The sequence below is a fragment of the Bacteroides sp. AF25-5LB genome, from assembly GCF_003602965.1.
Classification (GTDB): Bacteria; Bacteroidota; Bacteroidia; order Bacteroidales; family Bacteroidaceae; genus Bacteroides; species Bacteroides uniformis.
In genome coordinates this window covers 160919-183694 of sequence record NZ_QTMC01000008.1, presented here as the reverse complement: position 1 = coordinate 183694, position 22776 = coordinate 160919, and the positions used below count along the sequence as shown (strand labels likewise).

18 protein-coding genes and 1 pseudogene are annotated in these 22776 nt (G+C 48.2%); 7 read left to right on the top strand and 12 right to left on the bottom strand.

The features are described from left to right. Positions 1-268 precede the first annotated feature (268 nt). On the top strand, positions 269-1117 hold the full coding sequence (locus DWY57_RS11130; RefSeq protein WP_119961758.1) for a helix-turn-helix transcriptional regulator: 849 nt from the start codon (positions 269-271) through the stop codon (positions 1115-1117). A gap of 35 nt (positions 1118-1152) precedes the next feature. Then, positions 1153-1812, top strand: a complete 660-nt coding sequence (locus tag DWY57_RS11125; RefSeq protein ID WP_117599864.1) for a hypothetical protein — start codon at positions 1153-1155, stop codon at positions 1810-1812. A 419-nt stretch (positions 1813-2231) separates the two neighbouring features. On the opposite strand, the gene DWY57_RS11120 is transcribed toward DWY57_RS11125, so the two are convergent. The 4 genes from DWY57_RS11120 to DWY57_RS11105 all read right to left on the bottom strand — a co-directional run bounded on the left by DWY57_RS11120 (position 2232) and on the right by DWY57_RS11105 (position 7007). Next, positions 2232-4187, bottom strand: coding sequence for a DEAD/DEAH box helicase (locus DWY57_RS11120; protein WP_119961757.1), 1956 nt, complete (start codon positions 4185-4187; stop codon positions 2232-2234). Between the two features lie 138 nt (positions 4188-4325). Then, on the bottom strand, positions 4326-5390 hold the full coding sequence (locus tag DWY57_RS11115) for a tyrosine-protein phosphatase (RefSeq protein ID WP_117599862.1): 1065 nt from the start codon (positions 5388-5390) through the stop codon (positions 4326-4328). Between the two features lie 103 nt (positions 5391-5493). Next, positions 5494-6414, bottom strand: a complete 921-nt coding sequence (locus DWY57_RS11110; protein WP_119961756.1) for a carbohydrate kinase — start codon at positions 6412-6414, stop codon at positions 5494-5496. After that, the gene (locus tag DWY57_RS11105) at positions 6402-7007 is read right to left on the bottom strand and encodes an SIS domain-containing protein (protein WP_117599860.1); all 606 of its coding nucleotides are present in this window, start codon (positions 7005-7007) and stop codon (positions 6402-6404) included. Before DWY57_RS11105 ends, DWY57_RS11110 begins: the two co-directional genes overlap by 13 nt. A 192-nt stretch (positions 7008-7199) precedes the next feature. On the opposite strand from DWY57_RS11105, the gene DWY57_RS11100 reads away from it, so the two are divergent. Beyond that, on the top strand, positions 7200-8447 hold the full coding sequence (locus DWY57_RS11100) for a pitrilysin family protein (protein WP_119961755.1): 1248 nt from the start codon (positions 7200-7202) through the stop codon (positions 8445-8447). Between the two features lie 9 nt (positions 8448-8456). On the opposite strand, the pseudogene DWY57_RS21610 reads toward DWY57_RS11100, so the two are convergent. The 3 genes and pseudogenes from DWY57_RS21610 to DWY57_RS11085 form a co-directional block, all read right to left on the bottom strand. Next, positions 8457-8862: pseudogene (locus DWY57_RS21610) on the bottom strand (hypothetical protein). Positions 8863-8876: 14 nt separating this feature from the next. Beyond that, positions 8877-9458: an epoxyqueuosine reductase QueH gene (locus DWY57_RS11090; RefSeq protein ID WP_117599858.1), complete on the bottom strand. Its 582-nt coding sequence runs from the start codon at positions 9456-9458 to the stop codon at positions 8877-8879. After that, entirely contained in the window at positions 9458-10642 is a 1185-nt protein-coding gene (locus tag DWY57_RS11085; protein WP_117964305.1) for a DUF5009 domain-containing protein, read from the bottom strand. Before DWY57_RS11085 ends, DWY57_RS11090 begins: the two co-directional genes overlap by 1 nt. A 55-nt stretch (positions 10643-10697) precedes the next feature. Here DWY57_RS11085 and DWY57_RS11080 point away from each other — a divergent pair, with 55 nt between their 5' ends. From DWY57_RS11080 to DWY57_RS11065, 4 genes are all read left to right on the top strand, one after another. Next, positions 10698-12341, top strand: coding sequence for a DUF6377 domain-containing protein (locus DWY57_RS11080; protein ID WP_117599856.1), 1644 nt, complete (start codon positions 10698-10700; stop codon positions 12339-12341). A gap of 205 nt (positions 12342-12546) precedes the next feature. Then, positions 12547-13797 carry a glycoside hydrolase family 5 protein gene (locus DWY57_RS11075; protein WP_117964304.1) on the top strand — a complete coding sequence of 417 codons (1251 nt, stop codon included), beginning with the start codon at positions 12547-12549 and terminating at the stop codon, positions 13795-13797. Between the two features lie 366 nt (positions 13798-14163). Further along, positions 14164-16389, top strand: coding sequence for a glycoside hydrolase family 3 C-terminal domain-containing protein (locus tag DWY57_RS11070; protein WP_117964303.1), 2226 nt, complete (start codon positions 14164-14166; stop codon positions 16387-16389). A 280-nt stretch (positions 16390-16669) separates the two neighbouring features. Then, positions 16670-17356 (top strand): MIP family channel protein, encoded by a 687-nt coding sequence (locus tag DWY57_RS11065; RefSeq protein WP_117599853.1) that lies wholly within the window; start codon positions 16670-16672, stop codon positions 17354-17356. A 134-nt stretch (positions 17357-17490) separates the two neighbouring features. Here the strand turns inward: DWY57_RS11065 and uxuA are convergent, their stop codons facing one another. From uxuA to lepB (DWY57_RS11040), 5 genes are all read right to left on the bottom strand, one after another. Continuing rightward, on the bottom strand, positions 17491-18663 hold the full coding sequence (gene uxuA, locus DWY57_RS11060) for a mannonate dehydratase (protein ID WP_117599852.1): 1173 nt from the start codon (positions 18661-18663) through the stop codon (positions 17491-17493). A 34-nt stretch (positions 18664-18697) separates the two neighbouring features. Further along, positions 18698-19510, bottom strand: coding sequence for an SDR family oxidoreductase (locus DWY57_RS11055; protein ID WP_117599851.1), 813 nt, complete (start codon positions 19508-19510; stop codon positions 18698-18700). A 109-nt stretch (positions 19511-19619) separates the two neighbouring features. Next, entirely contained in the window at positions 19620-20255 is a 636-nt protein-coding gene (locus DWY57_RS11050; RefSeq protein WP_117599850.1) for a WbqC family protein, read from the bottom strand. A gap of 89 nt (positions 20256-20344) precedes the next feature. After that, on the bottom strand, positions 20345-21280 hold the full coding sequence (lepB, locus tag DWY57_RS11045; protein WP_117599849.1) for a signal peptidase I: 936 nt from the start codon (positions 21278-21280) through the stop codon (positions 20345-20347). Beyond that, positions 21277-22770, bottom strand: a complete 1494-nt coding sequence (gene lepB, locus DWY57_RS11040) for a signal peptidase I (protein WP_117599848.1) — start codon at positions 22768-22770, stop codon at positions 21277-21279. The genes lepB (DWY57_RS11045) and lepB (DWY57_RS11040) overlap by 4 nt, the downstream gene beginning before the upstream one ends. Positions 22771-22776: the final 6 nt, after the last annotated feature.

The window sequence follows — 22776 nt, the reverse complement described above, 5'->3', positions numbered from 1 at the left end:
CCACATATTCATGATGTGGAAGTTGCGAGAGTCTTGTTTCGTATTACTTTTATATAGTATTGGGAGGGACTCAAATATATATCATGATGAATCCTATTTTAGTGACCTGTATGTAAACCTTTATATCTAAGGGATTGTCAAAATCAGAGGTTGATTGATTAATCAGCATACATCTTGTATGTTAAATTTGTCTGTTTCAATTAATAAATTGTCCATTTTGTTAAAAACAGACGTGCTTTAATTTTTGTTGTAATAAAAAACAAAAAACATGAAATTGCTATATCTGAATGAACATTTATCTTGCCTGAATTACCAGATGAATTCGGACGTGGGATTTTCTTGTCAGCAGCTGGAGGAGAATGAGGTATATCGGATTGATAACAGCAGGTCATCATGTACTCTTTTTATGATTGAAGGGGAGGTGATTTTTGATTTGGGTAAATATAAAGGTTTGCGGATTTTACAAAACCAGATGGTGTTTATTCCGCAAGGCATAGGAACCCGGATGAAGTCTATAATCGGTTCGAGATGCATGCTTTTATTTTGGGACAAGAATGTGAGTGTGTGCGACAAATTGTTTTTGGGCTCGTTGTCTGTCAGAGGTAAGGAGCAAACGGCTGATAATTTTATTCTTCCCATCAGGAAACCTCTTGTTAAAGTACTGAATTCTGTTGGAACGTATCTGGAGGCAAGGCTGCTTTGCAAACATATGCATTTGCTGAAACAGCAGGAGCTGCTCTTGGTGCTGAAGGGCTTCTATACAAAGAAAGAACTATCGGCGTTTTTTTCCGCATCGACTGGTATTCGGCGGCATTTTGAGAAATTTGTTATGGAGAACTATAAGAGGGTGAACTCTGTCAAGGAATTCGCTGATTTATATTATGTTTCCGAGCGTTCCTTCAGCAGAAAATTTCACTCCAGCTTCGGGGAAAGTCCCTATAAATGGATGCAGAGGAAAAAGGCAGAACAGATGTTGGACATGATTAGTGATCCGGAACTTTCCTTTCAGGAAATATCCGATAAGTTAGGTTTTAGCTCGCCCTCCCAGTTTACGGCATACTGCCGGAGAATATACGGGATATCCCCTTCCAAGTTGAGAGAAAAAAATAAAGAATAAACAGATTTTTATAATTGCATTATAACGGAGGAATTATGGAATATTCGAATGCAGATCTGTCCGTTGGGCAAACAGATCTTTCTTATGTGGAATTACCGAAGATCTGTATATCTGTCTACAAGGAGATTGTTAAGGAAATGGCAGAAGTGATAAAGGATGCTCGGATTCGAGATATTTTTTACTCCCTTTCTATCGGGGGAGACGTATCGGCTGTCTCCAGGAGAACAAATATTTCTCCCAGAAATCTGGCATATATGTATAAGAAAGCGGGTAGGCAGGTTCGCTTGGAATGGAAGCCCTATTCTGAATGGAAAAAGGAATTGGACCGTTTATATATCAGATGCCGGAATTATGAGGCTTTGCTGGCACATTCCCAAGAGGATGCTGGACAGAATTTAAAGAATGTAGTGATAGTTGTAAGGGAACAGGATGTTCCATCGGAATATGTGCACCTGCTGGCTACACCTTTAGGAAATCTGGATATAAATTTCAGGACTTTACGTGCACTTAGAAAATACAATATCTGCCAACTTGAGGATCTTTTACGGTTTATAAAATATAATGGGTTTGATGCGCTGTGCAGACTTCCTGGTATGGGAACCAAATCCGTAGGACAGTTGTATAAAATTTTAAAAGAGAAAGGTATTTTGGAAGATAAGGAGACTTGCACTCTATTTCCCTATCTTTTTGTGTAGGATATATGGGAAATAAGATATTCATGCTTGAAAAGAATGGATATTCTATCAATCACCGTTTATCAGAATTGGAACAGACGGTAGCTAATTATTCAAAGAAGAATGATTCCTTTGTGTGTACCTCGTTGCTGTTGGTTGAAGGGTATCTTCTTCAACGTCCAGATTTTCGATTCTTACACATTCGCCACGGGTTTGATCAAGTTTGTTAAAGAGTTTTTTGTTCGCATTGACAACTACATTGATAAGGTTCATATTGAGTAAACGGTAACCGGGAGTAACGGCCACCATCTACACGTAACGTATTACTCCGCAGTTCCAGCCTAATGTTTATACAACACGCGCAATACTATCATTGATGAAATTTTTATTGGCTATGTACTGCGCTCCTCATCTTTTATGCAAATTAAGTATAACAACCTCTATCTCATTGTCTTTTTCGGTGTCCGTTTTGCCCAGCCTTCTTCACTGAAGTCAGGTTCTGGGTTCTTGAAGTCATTGCTGCCTTGAAAGAACTGTTTCCAATCGTCTTTTTTGCCACGGGCTTTGGTATAACCGCGTTCCTCGCGGCTGGGCTTGCCTTTCTTCTTGTCGTTTGCAGGGTTTTCGGCTCTGTCTCTACGTCTGCTGGCAGCATCGTTCCGTTTGCCGTCTTCCTTGTTGCTGCGCTTCTTGCCGTCGGAATCTTTTTTTCCATAGCTTCCGGCTGTACCCGTGCGTCTGCCTTTCGGGACATTCTTACCTTCGTCTCCGGCAATCTCTACAGATACTTTGCGACCGTTCCAGTTGGTACGGTTCAAGGCTTTCATTACATTGTTGGCTTCTTTTTCCTCTACTTCGAAGAAAGAGAATTTCTGCATCAAGTCGATGCGTCCTAGCTCAATGCGTCCACGGGTGTTTTTGTTCAGCAGGCTGATAAGCTCACTGGGAAAAAAGTTGTCCATTTTGCCCAGATTTATGAATAGGCGTTTGTAGCCCGGTTCGGCTTGATGATTGCCACTGCTTCGGTGTTCACTCCGCTCACCGTTTCTTGTTCCGCGTTCACTGCCGGTTGCTGTCTCTATCTCTTCACGGTCGCGGTAGTAGTCTAGAAAACGGTTGAATTCATGCGAAACCATCCGCTTAATCAAATCTTCCTTACTTAGCCAGTCCAGCTTGCGGTAGATATCAGTCATAAAGTCAGCGATTTCCTCCTCGTTTACTTTCACTTTTTCAAGGTCGTCTATCACTTTGAGCAGTTGTTTTTCGCATATCTGTTTGCCGGTAGGCATTTCGCCTGCAATGAATTTCTTGCCGATGATGCGCTCAATCTCGCGCATCTTGCCTTTCTCGCGCAGGTTGATAATGGCGATGGAAGTCCCGGTTTTTCCAGCACGTCCCGTACGGCCGCTGCGGTGGGTATAACTTTCGGTGTCATCGGGCAATCCGTAGTTGATGACGTGGGTTAGGTCGTCCACATCGAGGCCGCGTGCGGCAACGTCCGTGGCAACCAGCAGTTGTAGGTTGCGGATGCGGAACTTCTGCATCACGGCGTCACGCTGCGCTTGACTCAGTTCGCCGTGCAGCGAGTCGGCATTATAGCCTTCCTGCATCAACTTGTCAGCTATTTCCTGCGTTTCTTTGCGGGTACGGCAGAAGATGATGCCGTATATCTGCGGATAGTAGTCCACAATACGCTTCAGGGCAGCATACTTGTCTTTGGCATGTACACAGAAGGCTACGTGTTTCACGTTGCTGGTGCTTTCATTTTTGCGCCCGATGGTGATTTCTTTGGCATCGCGCAGGTACTTCTTGGAAATGCGTGCGATTTCCGGGCTCATGGTAGCGGAGAACAGCAAGGTATTGCGCTCTTGCGGAACGTCGGCAAGAATAGCGTTGATGCTGTCCGTGAATCCCATGTTCAGCATTTCGTCCGCTTCGTCCATAACCACGTTCTGTATGGTGGCGAGGGACACGGTTTTGCGTTCCATCAGATCCAGCAGTCGTCCTGGTGTGGCTACGATGATGTGTACACCCCGTTTCAGGGCACGTATCTGGCTTTCAATGGACGAACCGCCATATACGGGCAATACCCGTAAGCCATCAATGTATTTGGAGTAATCGTTCAAATCGCCGGCTATCTGCAAACAAAGTTCACGGGTAGGGCAGAGAATAAGTGATTGGGGAATTCGGTTGTTGACGTTAATCTTCTGTATGAGCGGCAGACCGAACGCTGCGGTTTTTCCTGTTCCAGTTTGTGCCAGTGCTACTACATCATTGTTTTCTCCTAAAAGGTATGGAATTACTTCCTCTTGTACCGGCATGGGCTGCTCGTAACCCATTTCTTCGATGGCGCGGCGTATCTCCGGCGACACACCGAGCTCTTCAAATGTCTTCATTAAATCTTTTGTATATCTTTATATTTCGGACGCAAAGATAGTGCTTTTCAATGGATATTTGATAATTGATGGTTGATAATTATGTAATTACATGATAAAATCGTTTTTTATTGACTACTGATTATCCATTATGCATTGTCAATTATCTACTAAAAGAATGTCTTGTAGTCTCTTTCTTTCTTCTTTCGTCAGGCCGATGCCTCTTTGCAGGTAGGTGTCGGTATCTCCATACCTTCGTTCCATTTCTTCGATGGCGGCATTTAGGAAATCTGCGCGTGCTGAGAATATGGTGGTGATAGCCTCTTGCGAACGTGCCGGAAGCTGGTAAGCGTACCGAGAGGCAGCCGGGATGTTGAAGTAGTCGTTGCTGAGGCGGTAGTCTTCCATGATGATGTCTTCGCCCACTCCAAGGGAGGCAAGCACAAGCGCCGATACAATGCCTGTGCGCCCTTTGCCTGAAGAGCAATGGATTATGAGGGGATAATTGTTCTTATCCAGTAGGATATCGAAAATCTGACGGTATTCTTTAGTATAGTTGCTGATGAGCTCGCGGTTCATTCGCTCCACTATCCGGTGGACGGTATCACTCTTGATTGTCCGCTCCTGCACACCTTTCAGGATATGCTCCATATCACCAGTAGGAATAGGGATGTGCACCACTTTGAATTCTTGCTGCAAGGGGCTTTGTCTGTGTGCTTCATCGAATGAGCGCAGGTCGATGATAGTCCTTATTCCTATATTCTTGAGCTCCTTGCGCGAGCACGGTTCCAATTTGTCTATTTCGGCAGAGCGATATAGCATGCCCCAATGTACTTTCTTTTGGGTAGGATAGGACGTATAGCCTCCCAAGTCGCGGAAGTTCTGTATGCCGGGGATATTGATGTTGCGGGTGGCAATCTTTACCCGGTATTTGTCACCGAATACAAGCATGTAGTAGTATCGCTGTGTAGGGTCGGTAGTGATGACGGTCATCTTCAGATCGGAGATGTTGGCAATGGCAATAGGAACGTCTTCGGGGATGTCCTCCGGGTTAGTCGAGGCATATACTTTAACATTCCCTTTGATAAGAGGGGCCATTTCCCATTTCACAATGCAGTTGCCCACATTGTTTTCTTCGCATACAACGGAAATGTGAGGGGCAGTGCCGCTACAAGAAGGGAGCAGCACTGCCAAAACAAGCAAGTTCAATAAATTCCTATACATAATTCGTAACCTCTCTGATGTCGTTAATCACAAATATATGTAATTTATCCACAGAGGGTAACGTCAATGTCAGGCTTTTATATTTCTTTTTTGAACTTTAAAATTATCTGTGCTTCTCTGCAAATTCCTTTGAAACGGAGTTGTTGAAACTTTTGCATACCTCAGCGGCAAACTCAATGCCGCATTGGATAACTTGGTCCCAAGTAGCTTCGTCCATGGTATCGAGGTCCTTGTAGCGTACATTATGTTTCAGCAGCCCGAAGATGATGCCTGCGTTGAAATTATCTCCTGCACCGATGGTACTGACCGCTTCTAACGGAGGAATGGAATATTCCTTGGAAATCGTGTCGGTGCGCAATGATACCTGCTCTGCGCCGGCAGTACAGAGGAAGTTACGGCAGTAGAACTTTACTTTGTCTTTGTATATCTTGTCAGCCTCCTGCAGGCCCCACATATAGAAGAAATCCTCTTGCGAGCCGCGTACAATGTTGGCGTATTCTAGATTTTCGATGATGGTGGGAGCCAGCTTGATGGCCTCCTCTTTATGGGACGAACGGAAATTGGGGTCGTAATAGATAATGGCATGCATGTCGTGTGCGCGTTCCAGCAGTTCTAATACTTTGTCGCGCAATACGGGGTTTAAGGCATAATAAGACCCTATTATAACGATGTCGTCCTCTTGAATTTGTGGATACTCTATATCTAATCGTTGTTTGGGGTAATCTTTATAGAAGATGTATTCCGCATCACTCCGGTCGTTAAGGAAAGCGAGTGATACGGGGGATTTCCCGTCAGGGAAGACATTAACATGGTCTGTGGGGATATTGTTCTCGCGCATGAAGTTGAGTATGATATTGCCCACGTGATCATTGCCTGTTTCACTGATAAAGCAAATGGGAACGCCGATACGTCCCAGCGAGACGATGCCGTTGAATACTGAACCGCCTGGGACAGCTACTGTGGGCTGTTCGCCACGGAATATGATGTCTAGTATGGTTTCTCCGATACCTATTACTTTACGCATAGCGATCTTGATTTTTCTCCGAGGTAACCACCGTGATGGCGCTTGGAGTAGTCTTCAATGGTGAATCCAGTTTCTTTCATGGTCTGTACAACCAAAATGTCACCGATGACGGTCATGGCAGTGGTTGAAGTCGTGGGCGTCATGCCCAATACGCATACTTCTTGGGGGTTCCCGGTGCTGAGGCATACATCGGATTCGTGTGCCAGGGGGCTATCAGGGTTTCCGGTGATGACGATAAACTTCAGTTCCGGACTTAGGTTATGTGCCAACTGTGTCAGCTCCACGATTTCACGAGTTTTGCCCGAATTGGAGATGAGTAGCAACAGATCATTCCCCTGAAGGATGCCGAGGTCACCGTGCTGTGCTTCGCTGGGGTGCAGGAAAACGGACGGAATACCGGTGGAGCAGAAGGTAGTAGCGATGTTCATGGCTATTTGTCCGGCCTTGCCCATACCCGAAGTTACCAGTTTCCCTTTTTTGCGGTGCACTTGTTCTACGATGAGTTCTACAGCTCTTTCATAAGCGTCCGTCACTGGAATGTTCAGTACGGCTTGTGCCTCTTTCTGCAAAAGCTCTTGAATGGATGCAATCATACTCTTAATGTATTTAATGTGCTAATATGCTAATGTGCTAATTGGCTGCGCTGTGATGCCGCATGGTCATTGGCATATTAGCACATTAATCACATTAGCACATTATAGCAATATGCAAATATCTGCAATTTTCTATAAACGGCAATAAGTTTTATTGTATTTTTGTCGCCTCAAATAGTTTGAAACGTCAGAATGAAGAAGTTAAAAGAGAATTTACCGTCGGCTTTCAACCAACATATTTTGTCCAACGGCTTGCGCATCATTCATGAACCTTCAGTCTCCAAGGTGGCTTATTGTGGTTTTGCTGTAGATGCGGGTACGCGCGATGAGCTTGAAAACGAGCAAGGTATGGCGCATTTTGTGGAGCACCTTATATTTAAAGGTACCGCCAAGCGTAAGGCATGGCATATCCTGAACCGTATGGAGAATGTGGGCGGAGACCTTAACGCCTACACCAACAAGGAAGAGACGGTGATTTACTCTGCTTTCCTGACCGAGCATTTCGGCCGTGCCTTCGAATTGTTAACGGATATTGTATTCCACTCCACTTTCCCGCAACGCGAAATCGAGAAGGAGACGGAGGTGATTATCGACGAGATACAATCCTACGAAGACAACCCTTCCGAGCTCATCTTCGATGATTTCGAAGACTTGATATTCAGAGGGCATCCCCTGGGACGCAACATTCTGGGCAATCCCGGGCAACTGAAGCTGTTTCGCAGTGAGGATGCCGCTGCATTCACTTCTCGCTTCTACCATCCCGGCAATATGGTCTTTTTTGTTCTGGGCAATCTGGACTTTAGGCAGGTGGTGCGCTGGGCGGAAAAACTCCTCGCGGATATACCTGCCATGGCAGTGGACAACCGCCGTACGCCACCGCCCCTCTATGTACCCGAGCATCTTGTAGTGCATAAGGATACTCACCAGGCACATGTCATGATTGGCAGCCGGGGATATAATGCATACGATGACAAGCGCACCGCACTTTACCTGCTGAACAATGTTTTGGGTGGCCCGGGCATGAACAGCCGATTGAACGTTTCTCTCCGTGAACGTCGTGGGCTGGTCTATAACGTAGAATCCAACTTGACTTCCTATACCGATACGGGAACTTTCTGCATCTACTTCGGTTGCGACCCTGCAGATTTGGACTACTGCACCTGCCTGGTATATAAGGAATTGAAACGCTTGCGTGATGTCCGGATGACTTCCTCGCAGCTTGCGGCTGCCAAGAAGCAACTTATCGGACAAATCGGTGTAGCTTCGGATAATAATGAGAACAATGCGTTGGGCATGGGCAAGACTTTCCTGCATTATAATAAATGCGAAACTTCCGAAGCCGTGTTCCATCGCATTGAACAGCTCACTTCGGAAGCTCTGTTGGAGGTGGCAAACGAGATGTTTGCCGAGGACTATCTTTCGACGCTCATTTATCGCTGATCGCTTTTTTTATTTGAAAACCTGCAACATAGGACGTCTTATCCATACTTGTGGCTGTTTCAGTCCGAGGATGTGGACAATGGTGGAGGCAACGTCATACTGCATCATGCTTTCGTGGAATTCGCCTCCTTTCTTAATGTTCTTTCCGGAGCCTGCATTTCCTGCATGGTCTTGTTGCCATGGCCGTTTTCAATGCCTCCGTGGTTGGCAGTAACGATGAAGATGGTAGGAAATATGCTATGATGGTTCAATACACGTGACTGAAGTTCGGGAGTCTTAGGGCCTCATTGTAGGCACCCCAGCCATCAAGACCGATGAAAACTACGTGTTTGGCTCTTCACTTAGCATTGCAGGGAACAGAAAAGAGGTATACCGCTGTCGGAGTGATGAGTAATGTAAAAGTCAGTTTCTTCATGTTTTCTTTAGTTTTTATTTATTCTTTTCCAGTCGTTGCATGCTGAATTCACAGCCGCAATACTGCTGGTTATAGAAATCATACTCTTTCAGCAGTTGGTTGCGTCGCTCCTGGAGCCCGCCCTTCCGCCAATTCTGTTCCCAGAAGAGGGTGCCCGGATAGAGTGCGGCGGCACGGCGTCCTGCTTCATTGATTTGTTCCAGGCTTTTCCAGCGCGAAGAGGCAAGGGTGGTAGTGAATACGGAGAAACCATGCTCGGAAGCGTAGCGGGCTGTTTCTGTCAGGCGCAGAGTGAAGCACTTCAGGCAGCGGCTGCCGCGTTCCGGTTCATGCTCCAGGCCCTGCATGGTATGTAACCAGTGTGCATAATCATAGTCTGCATCGATGAAATCGATGTTTTTGGAGGTTACGAAACGGATAGCCTCGTTTTTCCTTGTCTCATATTCTGCCTGCGGATAGATGTTGGGATTGCAGTAGAATACGGTCGGGCGTATGCCGTTGGCCAGCATGCACTCGATGATGGCGGAAGAACAAGGTGCGCAGCACGAATGCAGCAGCACCTTGTTGTCACCGTTGGGTGTCTGAACTTTCAACATTATACTTTCAGTTTAATCTTGCCTTTCACCAGCAGGCCGGTCAGCCCCACAATGACAAGCGAGAACACGAGGGACTTGAGCAGTCCCGGTACACCGCTTCCCAATGCCTCGGGATAGTGCAGATGCAGCAGTTGCTGGACAGCATACCAGATGTAAGGGATAATATAGCAGGTCAGCGTTGCCGTACCTGCAGGTTTGATGATATCGAACCAGTTGGTCTTGCCTTTCACGTCCGTCAGCCAGTAGAAGAAACCGAACAGCGGGAAGAACATGGCTAGGCAGTAGAACAACCATGTCGGCGTGGCTTGTATTTTGGATATAATCCAGAACGGGTGTGAGACGAGGGCAAGGACAAGCATTCCTACGCCGAGGGCACAAAGCATGCCGATGAATCGTCCCGGCCGTTCCCGGTCGGCATAACGCTGCATGAGCAGGGAGGTCAATACGCCGGACATACCGAAGGCATGCAGCGTCCAGTCACTCGGGATAAAGGGAAGCAGGATAATCCGGCTGCCGTACTCTCCAGGTATCAAGTCTGAATGGCTGACTACGGCAAGCAATACGACCACGAACCAGGCAATGGCATTCTTCCGCAGGCTTTCCCGGGTGAACAGATAGATGCCTGCACATACCGCATACGTCCAGCCGATAAGTCCGAGGATGCCCCACCAGCTTATCTGGAACGGTTTCCCGTTCATGTCCTTGTAGATGACGAGGAAGGCGAGCAGCAGCACGCCTGCTGTTTTCATTGCAGTGAAAAGGGTCTTTTTCGTTCCTTCCGCTTTGGGATATACCCCCCAGGTGAGGAAGAAACCGATGACCATCAGGATGGAAAACCATTGGTGCGATAGACCGCCTTCGATGCCTCCGCTGTTCAGTGAAAACAGTCCCATGGCAATCAGCGCCACTGTCCGCCAGAAGATATGGGCCACGACTTGCAGGGTGTTGTCTCCCTTTTTGTACCGGTTTTGTATGGCAAAGGATACGGACATGCCCATACAGAAAAGGAAAGCGGGGAAGATGGTGTCGGAGAATCCCATCATGTCTTCGTCCATCCTGGCATGCATCAGCCAGTGGGGGACGTTTTTCAGTCCGGGAATGTCGTTGACAAAGAGCATGAAGAACATGGTGAGTGCGCGGAATACGTCTACCGCGGCAATCCGTTGGGGTGTTAAGCTTTTCATGATAGATAATTTGTTTGGGGGTTTAGAACGCAAATATAGGAAACTATTTTTTCCGATGCTACTGCTTTGCAGGATTTCTTGCTATATTTGCATGAACTTTATGGTCATGGAAAGGAGATTGTTCACTTTTTGTTTTCTTGCCGTCGTGGTATGGCAAAGTGTGGTTTTTGCTGCCGGCACGCCCTCTTTTACTGCGCTGACGTCCTCTTTGGATGAGGCTATCGAGGCGCACCGGCACTATGTCGCCGTGCGTGAAGGACGCATTGCCCGGCTGAAGCGCCAAGTGCTGGATACCGATACCGCCAATATCTCTTTTTTTCGATGGAATGGGGAAATCTATAAAGAGTATAAGACATATATCTGCGATTCGGCCATCCATTATCTTCGTGTCAATCTGGATTGGGCAGAGCGTTATGGCCGGCAGGATGCGGTACTCGAAACAAGGCTGGAGCTTGCCCACCTGATGGCTTCGGCAGGTATGTACGAGGAGGCTGCCGAACTCTTGAGGCAGACGGACAAAGCTTCCCTTCCCTCCCATCTGCTGCCGGACTATTACAATGCCTGTCATAAACTTTACACAGAACTGAGTTTCTATACGCTGGACGATTCTTTCAAGAAGCATTATCAGGCTTTGGCTACCCATTATGACGATTCTTTGATGCAGGTACTTCTGCCTTCATCCTCCCTCTACCTGGAACGAAGAGAGGCGCGGGAGGCCGCTGCAGGCCATCCGGACGAAGCCTTGAGCATCAATGATACGCGTCTGGCACATGCCAAGCCCAATACTCCCGAATATGCGCTGGTGACCTATCAGCGCTCATTGCTCTACCGACGGCTCGGGAACCGGGAGGAGGAGAAGCGCTATCTGGCTTTGTCGGCACTGACCGATATTCGCCTGAGCATCACAGACCATGCCTCACTCTGGAACCTGGCGGAACTTCTTTATGAGGAAGGGGATATGGAGCATGCCTACCGTTACATCCGTTTCTCGTGGGACGAAACCAACCGATACAACGCCCGTAGCCGCAGCCTCCAGACTGCCGGCATCCTTTCACTGATAGACCTCACTTATCAGGCCATGCGCGAGAAGCAGAATGACCGGCTCCGGCTGTACCTCTGGCTCATCAGCACTTTGATTGTGCTGTTGGTGGTGGCAGTGGGCTTTATCTACCGGCAGATGCAGCGACTCTCTGCCGCACGGAACAAACTGGAGCATGCCAACGAGCAACTGCAACTCTCAAACAACATCAAGGAGGAGTATGTGGGCCGTTTCATGAATCTCTGCTCCGTTTATATCAACCGGCTGGATACCTACCGGCGGATGGTCAACAAGAAAATCTCTGCCGGGCAGATGGAAGAGCTGCTGAAGATGGTGCGTTCCCGTGAGGTGCTGGACACCGGACTGAAGGAACTCTATGATAACTTTGATACTGCCTTCTTGCACCTTTTCCCCGATTTTGTCGATAAATTCAATGACTTGCTGCAGCCCGAAGAACGCATCGTGCTCCGTAAAGGCGAGTTGCTGAATACGGAACTCCGCATTTTCGCCTTGATTCGTCTGGGCATCGACGACAGTTCGCAGATTGCAGAATTCCTCCGTTATTCTGTAAACACCATCTATAATTACCGTGCCAAAGTGAAGAACAAGGCCCGCATTTCGCGCGAGGACTTTGAAATACGGCTGATGCAGATACGCTGACAATACGTCAAACCGTTTTTTTGAATCCACTTTCTGCCTTTCTCTTCTTCTACTTATATTTCTGATTATTAGTTGTTTGTTTGTTTGTGCTTCTTTACTTCTTCCACCTATTCCCGATTCGCCGGTACGAGGTGTTCTTATCTTTCCTAACTTTGGGGAAGTAAAAGCGAATATCGCAACTGATACCATAACCAAAATTATTGCCATGAAACATTTATTAGCGACAAGCATTTCCATCGCCTTGCTGTCTTTGGGCCTTGCGGGATGCGGTGAGAAACAAGCGACAAAAGAAGTAACTTCGGATGCATTCGTAACCATTCAGGGTCAGGACTTGATAAAGCCCGACGGTACCAAACTCTTCATCATGGGTACCAACCTGGGTAACTGGCTGAATCCGGAAGGATACATGTTCAAGTTCAACAAGACCAATTCCGCTCGTTTCATCAATGAGATGTTCTGCCAGCTGGTGGGACCGGACTTTACGGCCGACTTCTGGAAAGCATTCAAGGACAATTATGTAACGCGCGAGGACATCCGCTTCATCAAGGAGCAGGGTGCCAACACCATCCGCCTGCCTTTCCATTACAAACTGTTTACGGACGAGGACTATATGGGGCTGACTGCCGACCAAGACGGCTTTGCCCGCGTGGACAGCCTGGTAGAGTGGTGCCGCGAATCGGACTTGTACCTCATCCTCGACATGCACGACGCCCCCGGCGGACAGACGGGCGACAACATCGACGACAGCTACGGCTATCCCTGGCTGTTCGACAGCGAAGTCAGCCAGCAACTTTACTGTGACATCTGGCGCCGGATAGCCGACCACTACAAGAACGAACCGGTCATCCTCGGTTACGAACTCTTCAACGAGCCCATTGCCCCTTACTTCGAGAACATGGAGGAGCTCAACGGCAAGCTGGAAGATGTATATAAGAAAGGTGTAGCCGCCATCCGCGAGGTGGACAGCAACCACATCATCCTGCTGGGCGGTTCGCAATGGAACGGTAATTTCAAGCCTTTCAAGGACTCCAAGTTCGACGACAAGATAATGTACACCTGCCACCGTTACGGAGGCGAACCTACCCAAGCTGCCATCCAGACGATTATCAACTTCCGCGACAGTGTGAACCTGCCCATGTACATGGGTGAGATAGGCCACAATACGGACGAATGGCAGGCCGCTTTCTGCCAGACGATGCGCGAGAACAACATCGGCTATACCTTCTGGCCCTACAAGAAGATGGACGGTTCTTCTTTCGTCGGCATCACTCCGCCGGAGAACTGGGCAAACATCGTGTATTTCTCCGAAGCACCGCGTGCCACGTACAAGGAAATCCGTGAGGCACGTCCCGCGCAGGCCATGTCCCGCAAGGCGATGATGGACTTTATCGAGGCATGCAAACTGAAGAATTGTGTGGTTCAGGAGGGTTATATCCGGTCATTGGGAATGAAGTAGCGGGTACTGCCTCGCTGCAAACAGTACGTATCAAGTCCTAGAGGATGAGATGCCGGGACTTAGCATGAAAGAGGTAGGGACTGAGCTGTACACACCATAGGACTGAGAACCCAAAACATCCGGATGTTTTAAGGCAAAACATGGGGATGTATTGGGATAAAACATCCGGGTGTTTTGGGGTAAAACATGGGGATGTTTTGGACAACAACATCCGGATGTTATGGATACTCACTATACGGCTGTAAGGATTTCAGTTCCTATGTGTGGGGGGATAAGTCATATTCCCTTGTCTGCTGGGGATTGTCAATAGTACGGACTGATTATGAGTACTTACTTAAATTATATAACAACTTAAATTGTACAACAATGAAAAAAGTATTATTCGGTTTGGTTCTGGCTGCTGTCGCGCTGCCTCTTTCAGCCCAGCAGAAGCCCGTCTATCTGGACGCAAGCAAACCTATTGAAGAAAGAGTGGAAGACGCTTTGAGCCGTCTGACCCTGGAAGAGAAAGTGAAGTTGACTCATGCGCAAAGCAAGTTCAGCAGTGCGGGTGTACCCCGTCTGGGCATTCCCGATGTATGGACGGATGACGGCCCTCACGGTATACGTCCCGATGTGTTGTGGGACGAGTGGGAACAAGCCGGATGCACCAATGACTCCTGTGTGGCTTTCCCTGCCTTGACTTGTCTGGCAGCAACCTGGAACCCCGAAATGTCTCTCCTTTACGGACAGAGTATCGGTGAAGAGGCGCGCTACCGCAACAAATCGGTCTTGCTGGGCCCTGGTATCAATATCTACCGTACACCGCTCAACGGACGCAACTTTGAGTATATGGGTGAGGACCCTTATCTGGCCGGAAAGATGGTAGTGCCCTATATCCGGGGCGTGCAGCAGAATGGTGTGGCTGCCTGCGTGAAACACTTTGCCTTGAACAACCACGAAGTGAACCGTCACACCACCAATGTCATCGTGGACGACCGCGCCCTTTATGAAATCTATCTGCCTGCCTTCAAGATGGCTGTGCAGGAAGGTGGAGCGTGGAGCATCATGGGTGCCTACAACCTTTACAAAGGCCAACATCTTTGCCACAACCAATACACATTAAACGATATATTGAAGGGCGAATGGGGATTCGACGGCGTAGTCATTTCCGACTGGGGCGGCACGCACGATACTCGGCAAGCCATTACCAATGGGCTGGATATGGAATTCGGCAGTTGGACTAACGGACTTTCAAATGGTGCCAGCAATGCATACGACAATTATTATCTGGCGAATCCCTACCTGAACCTCATACGCGAAGGCAAGGTCGGTACTAAGGAGCTGGACGACAAGGTACGCCGCATTCTGCGCCTTATCTTCCGTACGGTGATGAATCCCGACCGTCCGTGGGGAAGTATGCTTTCTCCGGAGCATTACGAGGCTGCCCGCCGCATCGGCGAGGAGGGCATCGTACTGTTGCAGAACAAAGGCAATGTGCTCCCGATAGATTTGGACCAGACTAAAAAGATTCTGGTAGTGGGCGAAAATGCTATCAAGATGATGACTGTAGGTGGTGGCAGTTCTTCGCTGAAGGTGCAGCGTGAGCTTTCTCCGTTGGACGGTATCAAGCAGCGTGTGGCTGGCAAGGCTGAAGTGGTGTATGCTCGTGGCTACGTGGGCGATGCAAGCGGTGAGTATAATGGTGTGGTGACTGGACAGAACCTGAAGGATGACCGCACTCCCGAAGAACTGATAGCCGAAGCCGTGAAAGAAGCCCAGGATGCCGATTATGTAATCTTCATCGGCGGTTTGAACAAAAGCAACGGCCAGGACTGTGAGGATTCAGACCGTGAAGGTCTGGGTTTGTCTTACGGACAAGATGCTGTTATCTCTGCACTGGCAAAGGCAAACAAGAATCTGATTGTTGTCAACATTTCCGGCAATGCCATTGCCATGCCGTGGGTGAACGAAGTGCCTGCTATCGTTCAGGACTGGTATCTGGGTTCCGAAGCCGGTAGTGCTCTCGCCGCTATCCTTATGGGGGATGTGAATCCCAGTGGCAAGCTTCCGTTTACCTTCCCCGTGAAGTTGGAGGATTGCCCGGCCCACAGCCTGGGTGAATATACCGGCAAGCGGAGCAAGGACATCATCGACATCAAATACAATGAAAGTATTTTTGTAGGTTACCGTTGGGCCGATAAGCAGAAGAAGGTGAAACCGTTGTTCCCCTTCGGCCACGGTTTGAGCTATACCACTTTCGAGTATGGCAAGCCCACAGCCGACAGCAAGACCATGCAGGCCGACGGTACGCTGACCGTGAAGGTTTCTGTAAAGAATACCGGAGCGCGCGAAGGGCAGGAAGTTGTCCAACTGTACATCAGTGACAAGAAGTCCTCTCTGCCTCGTCCCGTCAAGGAACTGAAAGGTTTCCAAAAGGTGAAACTGGCTCCGGGCGAAACAAAGGAAGTCACATTTACCATTGATAAGGAGGCTCTTAGCTTCTTCGATGACACCCAGCACGCTTGGGTGGCCGAGCCGGGTAAGTTCGAGGCTGTCATAGCAGCTTCGGCAGCCGATGTGAAGGGAACGGTTCCTTTTGAATTGAAATGATGTAGGGAAATAAAGTTTCCTTTTAGGTTATTATCAAAGATAGTGTAGATGGAGGGTGTGGCCGTGAGGTTGCACCCTTTCTTTGTACTCTTTACAAGCCAATATGTTTTCTTATATTTCTGAGTTTCTTCGGGTTGGCTAAAGAAGATGCAGATATGCTGGATGTTAGAGTCAAAGCAGTGATGTTTTGTAGTAATGGGTGAGTTTTTACCGCCGTGTTTAGGTAGATTTTCATCTTTTATATTTATTTTTGCAGAAATCAATGTTTAATAAAACTATCATGAAGAAGTATTTAGCAGAAATGATCGGGACAATGGTTCTTGTCCTGATGGGATGTGGTAGTGCTGTCTTTGCCGGAAGTGCGGCGGGGGCGGTTAGTGCAGGTGTCGGAACGCTGGGAGTGGCTTTTGCTTTCGGCTTGTCCGTTGTGGCGATGGCATACGCTATCGGAGGAATCTCGGGATGTCATATTAATCCTGCCGTTACCCTGGGCGTTCTGTTGTCCGGCAGGATGAGCGGGAAAGATGCAGCCATGTATATGGTGTTTCAGGTTATCGGGGCGGTTATCGGTTCTGCCATTCTTTATGCATTGGTGTCTACGGGCGCTCATGGCGGTCCTACGGCTACCGGTTCCAATGGGTTTGCTGACGGAATGATGTTGCAGGCATTCATTGCAGAGGCTGTGTTCACGTTTATCTTTGTGCTGGTTGTCTTAGGTTCTACGGATTCCGAGAAGGGGGCGGGTAATCTTGCAGGATTGGCCATTGGTCTTACGTTGGTATTAGTGCACATTGTTTGTATTCCTGTTACGGGAACTTCTGTCAATCCTGCCCGTAGCATCGGTCCGGCACTGTTCCAGGGTGGCGAGGCTCTCTCTCAGTTGTGGCTGTTCATTGTAGCTCCGTTTGTGGGTGCTGCGCTGAGTGCCGTTGTATGGAAAGTGCTTGCTGCAAAAGAAGGTAAATAAATGCCGGCAGACAGTGCCTTAAGAAGAGGCGGCTGATGGCAAAAAACTTATAAAGGGAAGCCCTCCGTCCGAAACTTCAAAGTTTCGGACGGAGGGCTTCCTGTTCTTTCCTTATGCTTGCTATTTCTTGTGCCTTATTCGTACAGCGATTTGGCTATACCCATTTCCAGTCCACGAAGTTCTGCCAGTCCACGCAGGCGGCCGATACAGGAATAGCCGGGATTGGTTTTCTTCTTCAAGTCGTCCACCATCTGGTGCCCATGGTCAGGGCGCATTGGGATGGAGACGCCACGATGTTGCTGCAGTTCAAGGAAGGCTTTCATCACGTGATACATGTCCACGTCTCCTTCCAGGTGGTTGGCTTCGTAGAAGTTGCCTTCGGCGTCGCGTTGCGTACTGCGCAGGTGGACGAAGTTGATGCGGTCGGCAAACTGCTGCATGATGGCTGCACAGTCGTTGGCACTGCTTACACCGAGTGAGCCGGTGCAGAGGCAAAGGCCGTTGCTCTTGTTGGGAACAGCGTCAATCAGTGCCTGGAAATCGGCAGCACAGCTCATGATGCGTGGCAGGCCGAGGATGGAGCACGGTGGGTCGTCTGGATGGATAACGAGCATGACACCTGCTTCGTCGGCTACCGGAGTGATTTCTTGCAGGAAATAGATCAGGTTGGCACGCAGGCGTTCCGGAGTGATGCCTTTGTAGCGGTCCAGTTCCTGCTGGAACTGTTCCAGGGTGAAGCTTTCTTCTGAACCGGGAAGTCCGGCAATCATGTTGCGTACAAGCAGTTGTTTGTCTGCCTCCGTCATCTGTTCGAAGCGGGTACGGGCCTTGGTCTTTTCCTCGTCAGTGTATTCGGCTTCTGCACCGGGGCGATGTAGCAGGAAGAGGTCGAAGGCGATGAAGGCGGCACGTTCAAAGCGGAGGGCACGACTGCCGTCAGGTAGTTCGTAGGCGAGGTCGGTACGTGTCCAGTCCAGTACGGGCATAAAGTTGTAGGTGACAATGTGAATGCCGCATTTGCCCAGGTTACGCAAGCTCTCTTTATAGTTGTCGATATACTTCTGGAAGTCTCCGGTTTGGGTCTTGATATGTTCGTGTACGGGTACACTTTCTACTACAGACCAGCGCAGACCGACGGCTTCAATCATTTCTTTCCGTTTCTTGATTTCCTCTACTGTCCATATTTCCCCGTTTGGAATATGATGCAAGGCGTTTACAATGCCGGTAGCCCCGGCTTGTTTGATGTCCCAAAGGCTTACCGGGTCGTTGGGACCGTACCAGCGCCAGGTTTGTTCACAAAGAATCATGTTATTTATTGTTTGATGATTTGCAATTTACTATTTACATCGCGAATGCGTTGAACCCTCCGTCCACTACAGCCACCGTACCGGTGACAAAGCTGGAAGCATCGCTGATGAGGTATTGGATGGTTCCGCAAAGCTCTTCTGCACGGCCCATACGTCCGAAGGGAGTTTGGCGGATCACATCTTGCCCACGTTCCGTGTAGCTTCCATCCGGGTTCGTCAGCAGGGCACGGTTCTGCTCTGTGAGGAAAAATCCGGGTGCGATGGCATTTACACGAATACCTTCGCCAAACTTTTTGGCAACTTCTGTAGCCATGAAAGCTGTGAAATTGGAGATACCGGCTTTTGCGGCAGCATATCCGGCTACGCGCGTCATGGGGCGGAAAGCAGCCATGCTGGAGAAGTTGACAATAGCGCCTGCCTTCTGCTCCACCATTGGTTTGAGGAAGACTTGTGTAGGCAGTACGGTACCGGTCAGGTTTAATTCCAGCACCCGTTGGAATTCTTCTATCTTCAAATCGAAGAATGTACCCGTAGGCGCGATGGTGGCACCCGGCATATTTCCACCGGCTGCATTCAGCAGGGCATCTATGCGTCCATAGGTTTTCAGAATATCAGCCAGGTTCTGTTCCAGCAGTTCACGGTTCGTCACGTCGGTTGTCAGGAACATGGCTTCTCCACCGTTTGCCTTGATTTCTCTGGCAATGGCGTCCCCTGTTTCTGCCTTGCGTCCTAAAACAACAACCTTTGCACCTTCTTCTGCCAGATGAAAGGCGATGGCTTTCCCCAATACTCCCGTTCCACCGGTTATAACCACTACTTTGTCTTTGATGTCAAATAAGTTTTTCATGATTCATTCATTTAAAATTACGTTGTGTTTTATTTGATTAACATTGCAAAAATACGGAATAATCTGTTGCACTGCATTTACAATCGTACAGAAAATATGTGCTTATTGTTTAGGTGATGGACTTCTGTAATATCAATAAACTCTCCGGTCCCATATTGAACAGCAGGTCTATGATGCTCAAGTTGGGCAGAAACCCGAGTCTCTCTTGAAACACCTGATAATAAGGTTGTGGTGAGAATTCTGTATCTTCCAGGGCAAAATCCTTTTTCGGATGAATGCGTTCGCGGAAATCTGTCTCATGCGGAGCAAACTCAGTCCGGTATCCGGTAGTACGTGTCATATCCGGTTGCAAGTCTATCAAGGAACAGACGAGGTGGCAAAGTTCTTCGTTGAAATCGGCTAAAAATTCATATTTCTGTTCATAGAAGGGACGGAAGTCATCCTTGTAGTATTCGAAGAAGGGAGTGTGGTTATAGGCAGATTCTATGGCATTCCAGTGCAGATGCCTCCAGTTACCGTGGTCTGAAATACGTATATCGCGCATCGGGCATTTCAAGGTGCTCGGTTTGACGGTGGGGATGGAAAGGGCCAGTTCACCGTCCGGTGCAGCAATGGTACAACGGTTCCGGTAAGTCTGCTTCATATAGTGGTCATGCTGTTCGATGAATACTTTATCGTATGCCAGTAGTTTGGTATAATATTCTATGGGAGCCAAATAGGCGGAAGAAAGAAAAACTGTTTTCATCAGTATATTTACGATTAGATGATTTGCGATTTACGATTGAAGTTACTGTTCATTGTTTGTATTTTCATTTTTATTCTTTCATTTGTTTGTCATTCCACTTTTTTCCATATCCTACCCCATCGGTAACCGCTGAAAGGTCCTGTTCCCTTTTCTTTGGAGAACCAGATGACAGACGCCTTGCCTATGATGTGGTCTTCGGGGACGAAACCGAAAAGGCGGGAGTCCGAAAGATTGATGGCATTGTTGGCACCTACCCAGTAGTAGTCTTTGGTAAAATGGCAGTGCTGCACGGGCTTGCCTTCCACATAAAGGGTGTCGTTCTTGATTTCGGCCTGTTTCTTTTCGTGAAGTACCAGGGTATTCCGCAGCAAAGTCTTGTTCCACGGATATACGCGTACGGTTTTGCCTTTGCCGGGGATTATCAGAGGTTTCAACATCTCCATGGAGTCTTCCTTGACAATCGGTTCTATCCAGCAATTCCCGTTCATGGCTTGTTCCAGCAAGTAGTGTTCATAGCGGCTGAAACTACGTATATTCTTTATTGAGTCCTGTCCCAATAGTTGGTTGGGAGCGATGGAAAGGATGGAAAGCAATGAATCCAACTGTCGTTCCCGTTGCCTGGGGTAAGAATAAAGAAACTTCTGGTCGGGTGCATTCTTTTCGGAAGGAATCACTGAAAAAAGTGAATCTATCAGTAAGGTATCTCCGGGAGTACCGATGCAACGGCTGATAAAGACTTCCCGTCGGTCGATCACGGGTTCTGAAAGATTGGCAGGATTGTTGAATACAAGAATATCCTCTTTCTGCACCGGACTGTCCGCCCAGCGATGATATCCCCATAACTTCATAAAAGGAAGTCGTAGACCGTAGCTCCACTTGTTTACAAGAATACGTTCACCCTGATACAGTGAGTTCTCCATACCGGAAGAAGGGATAAGATAGGAAGTTGCCACACAACCCCGAAGCAGCACTACGACGAGTGCCACTCCAACGATTGTAATTGCTATCTTCCACCCTTTTTTCATTTAATGTTGTCCACCCACTTGAATATCCGGTTCCAGCGTATCTTGCCATCAAACCAGCTGCGGTCTTTGTCCAGTGACAACCATACTACGATAGGCTTTCCTACGACATGGTCTTCCGGCACAAAACCCCAGTATCGGGAGTCGGCGGACTTGTCGCGGTTGTCGCCCATCATCCAGTAGTAGTCCATATTGAAAGTATAGGAGTCGGTCTTTTCACCGTTGATGTAGATACCGTCTTCCTTGACTTCCAGTTTGTTGCCTTCATAGGCAACGATGCAGCGTTCGTAGATGGGCAGGTTATCCTCGGTCAGCTTGATGGTGGCGCCTTTGGCAGGAATCCAGATTGGGCCGTAGTTGTTGCGGTCCCATTGGGTGTAAAGGTTCAGCGGATACATCTGTCCCGAGAATTCTCCCGGTTCGATGATAATACTACTGATGAGTTTCTTGTTGCCCGAAAGGGTCTCGTACATCTTTTTAGTGAGCGGAAGATGATAGACCGGTGCCAGCCTGCCTTGGGCATCCCGGCGGTCCAATCCCATTTCAATCAGATTCTCTTCCCAGCCCAGACCGTCAGTCATCAGTGTCTGGTCCTCTTTGCTGATGCCCAGTTCACGGAACATATCATCGGTGATATAGGGCCCCGTTGTTTGTACAAAGTAGTTGAACTGCATTTCTGTAGGGTTCTCGATAGCTTTGCCGTCGATGTATACTTGTCCCTTCTTGATTTGCAATGTATCGCCGGGTAGGCCTACGCAACGTTTTACATAGTTTTCACGACGGTCGACGGGACGTATGACAATGTCACCGTACATTCTCGGATTGGAACGGATGAGGTTACGTCCGGCATTGTAGTACAAATCATAGACGGTACGTTGCTGTTTGCGTGTCAGACTGTCCATATTCACTTTGTTGGGATACACGCGTTTTCCTTCTTCGTAAGCAAGGGTATAGAAATCTGTCTGCTGGAAGTTGGTGGCTACCGTGTCGCCTGCCGGGAAGTTGAACACCACAATGTCGTTCAGTTTCACTTTGCCGAAGCCCGGTACACGTTTATATTTCCATTGGGGCCATTCGATGTACGATTTGGTGTTGAATACCGGCAGTGTATGTTGTGCCAGCGGCATGGAAAGCGGCGTATTCGGTACGCGCGGGCCATAACTCATCTTGCTGACGTAAAGGAAATCGCCTACCAACAAGGATTTCTCCAATGAGGAAGACGGTATCTGATAATTCTGGAACACATAGATATTTACGAAGTAGACGGCTACCAGCGCAAATACGATGGCATCCACCCAACTCATGATGCTGCGTACGGCAGGATTCTCCGATTTCTTCCAGAACCCCCAGGGTATCTTCTTACTGATGTAGATGTCAAAAATGAAAGGTAGTACAATCAGCCCCAGCCAGCTTTTTACCCAAACCAGAAAGGCAAGGTAGAGCAGGGTGACTATACTGAATTTAATCCATTGGGTGCGTGTTGCTTTTCTCATGATGTC

Excerpts from the sequence above, each read along its gene's own strand:
- DWY57_RS11130 (WP_119961758.1), top strand. The coding sequence starts at position 269 with ATGAAATTGCTATATCTGAATGAACATTTATCTTGCCTGAATTACCAG.
- DWY57_RS11120 (WP_119961757.1), bottom strand. The coding sequence starts at position 4,187 with ATGAAGACATTTGAAGAGCTCGGTGTGTCGCCGGAGATACGCCGCGCC.
- DWY57_RS11050 (WP_117599850.1), bottom strand. The coding sequence starts at position 20,255 with ATGAAAACAGTTTTTCTTTCTTCCGCCTATTTGGCTCCCATAGAATAT.
- DWY57_RS11075 (WP_117964304.1), top strand. The coding sequence starts at position 12,547 with ATGAAACATTTATTAGCGACAAGCATTTCCATCGCCTTGCTGTCTTTG.
- DWY57_RS11100 (WP_119961755.1), top strand. The coding sequence starts at position 7,200 with ATGAAGAAGTTAAAAGAGAATTTACCGTCGGCTTTCAACCAACATATT.
- DWY57_RS11065 (WP_117599853.1), top strand. The coding sequence starts at position 16,670 with ATGAAGAAGTATTTAGCAGAAATGATCGGGACAATGGTTCTTGTCCTG.
- uxuA (WP_117599852.1), bottom strand. The coding sequence starts at position 18,663 with ATGATTCTTTGTGAACAAACCTGGCGCTGGTACGGTCCCAACGACCCG.
- lepB (WP_117599849.1), bottom strand. The coding sequence starts at position 21,280 with ATGAAAAAAGGGTGGAAGATAGCAATTACAATCGTTGGAGTGGCACTC.
- DWY57_RS11115 (WP_117599862.1), bottom strand. The coding sequence starts at position 5,390 with ATGTATAGGAATTTATTGAACTTGCTTGTTTTGGCAGTGCTGCTCCCT.
- DWY57_RS11110 (WP_119961756.1), bottom strand. The coding sequence starts at position 6,414 with ATGCGTAAAGTAATAGGTATCGGAGAAACCATACTAGACATCATATTC.
- DWY57_RS11090 (WP_117599858.1), bottom strand. The coding sequence starts at position 9,458 with ATGTTGAAAGTTCAGACACCCAACGGTGACAACAAGGTGCTGCTGCAT.
- DWY57_RS11080 (WP_117599856.1), top strand. The coding sequence starts at position 10,698 with ATGCTACTGCTTTGCAGGATTTCTTGCTATATTTGCATGAACTTTATG.
- DWY57_RS11055 (WP_117599851.1), bottom strand. The coding sequence starts at position 19,510 with ATGAAAAACTTATTTGACATCAAAGACAAAGTAGTGGTTATAACCGGT.
- DWY57_RS11070 (WP_117964303.1), top strand. The coding sequence starts at position 14,164 with ATGAAAAAAGTATTATTCGGTTTGGTTCTGGCTGCTGTCGCGCTGCCT.
- DWY57_RS11105 (WP_117599860.1), bottom strand. The coding sequence starts at position 7,007 with ATGATTGCATCCATTCAAGAGCTTTTGCAGAAAGAGGCACAAGCCGTA.
- DWY57_RS11125 (WP_117599864.1), top strand. The coding sequence starts at position 1,153 with ATGGAATATTCGAATGCAGATCTGTCCGTTGGGCAAACAGATCTTTCT.
- DWY57_RS11085 (WP_117964305.1), bottom strand. The coding sequence starts at position 10,642 with ATGAAAAGCTTAACACCCCAACGGATTGCCGCGGTAGACGTATTCCGC.
- lepB (WP_117599848.1), bottom strand. The coding sequence starts at position 22,770 with ATGAGAAAAGCAACACGCACCCAATGGATTAAATTCAGTATAGTCACC.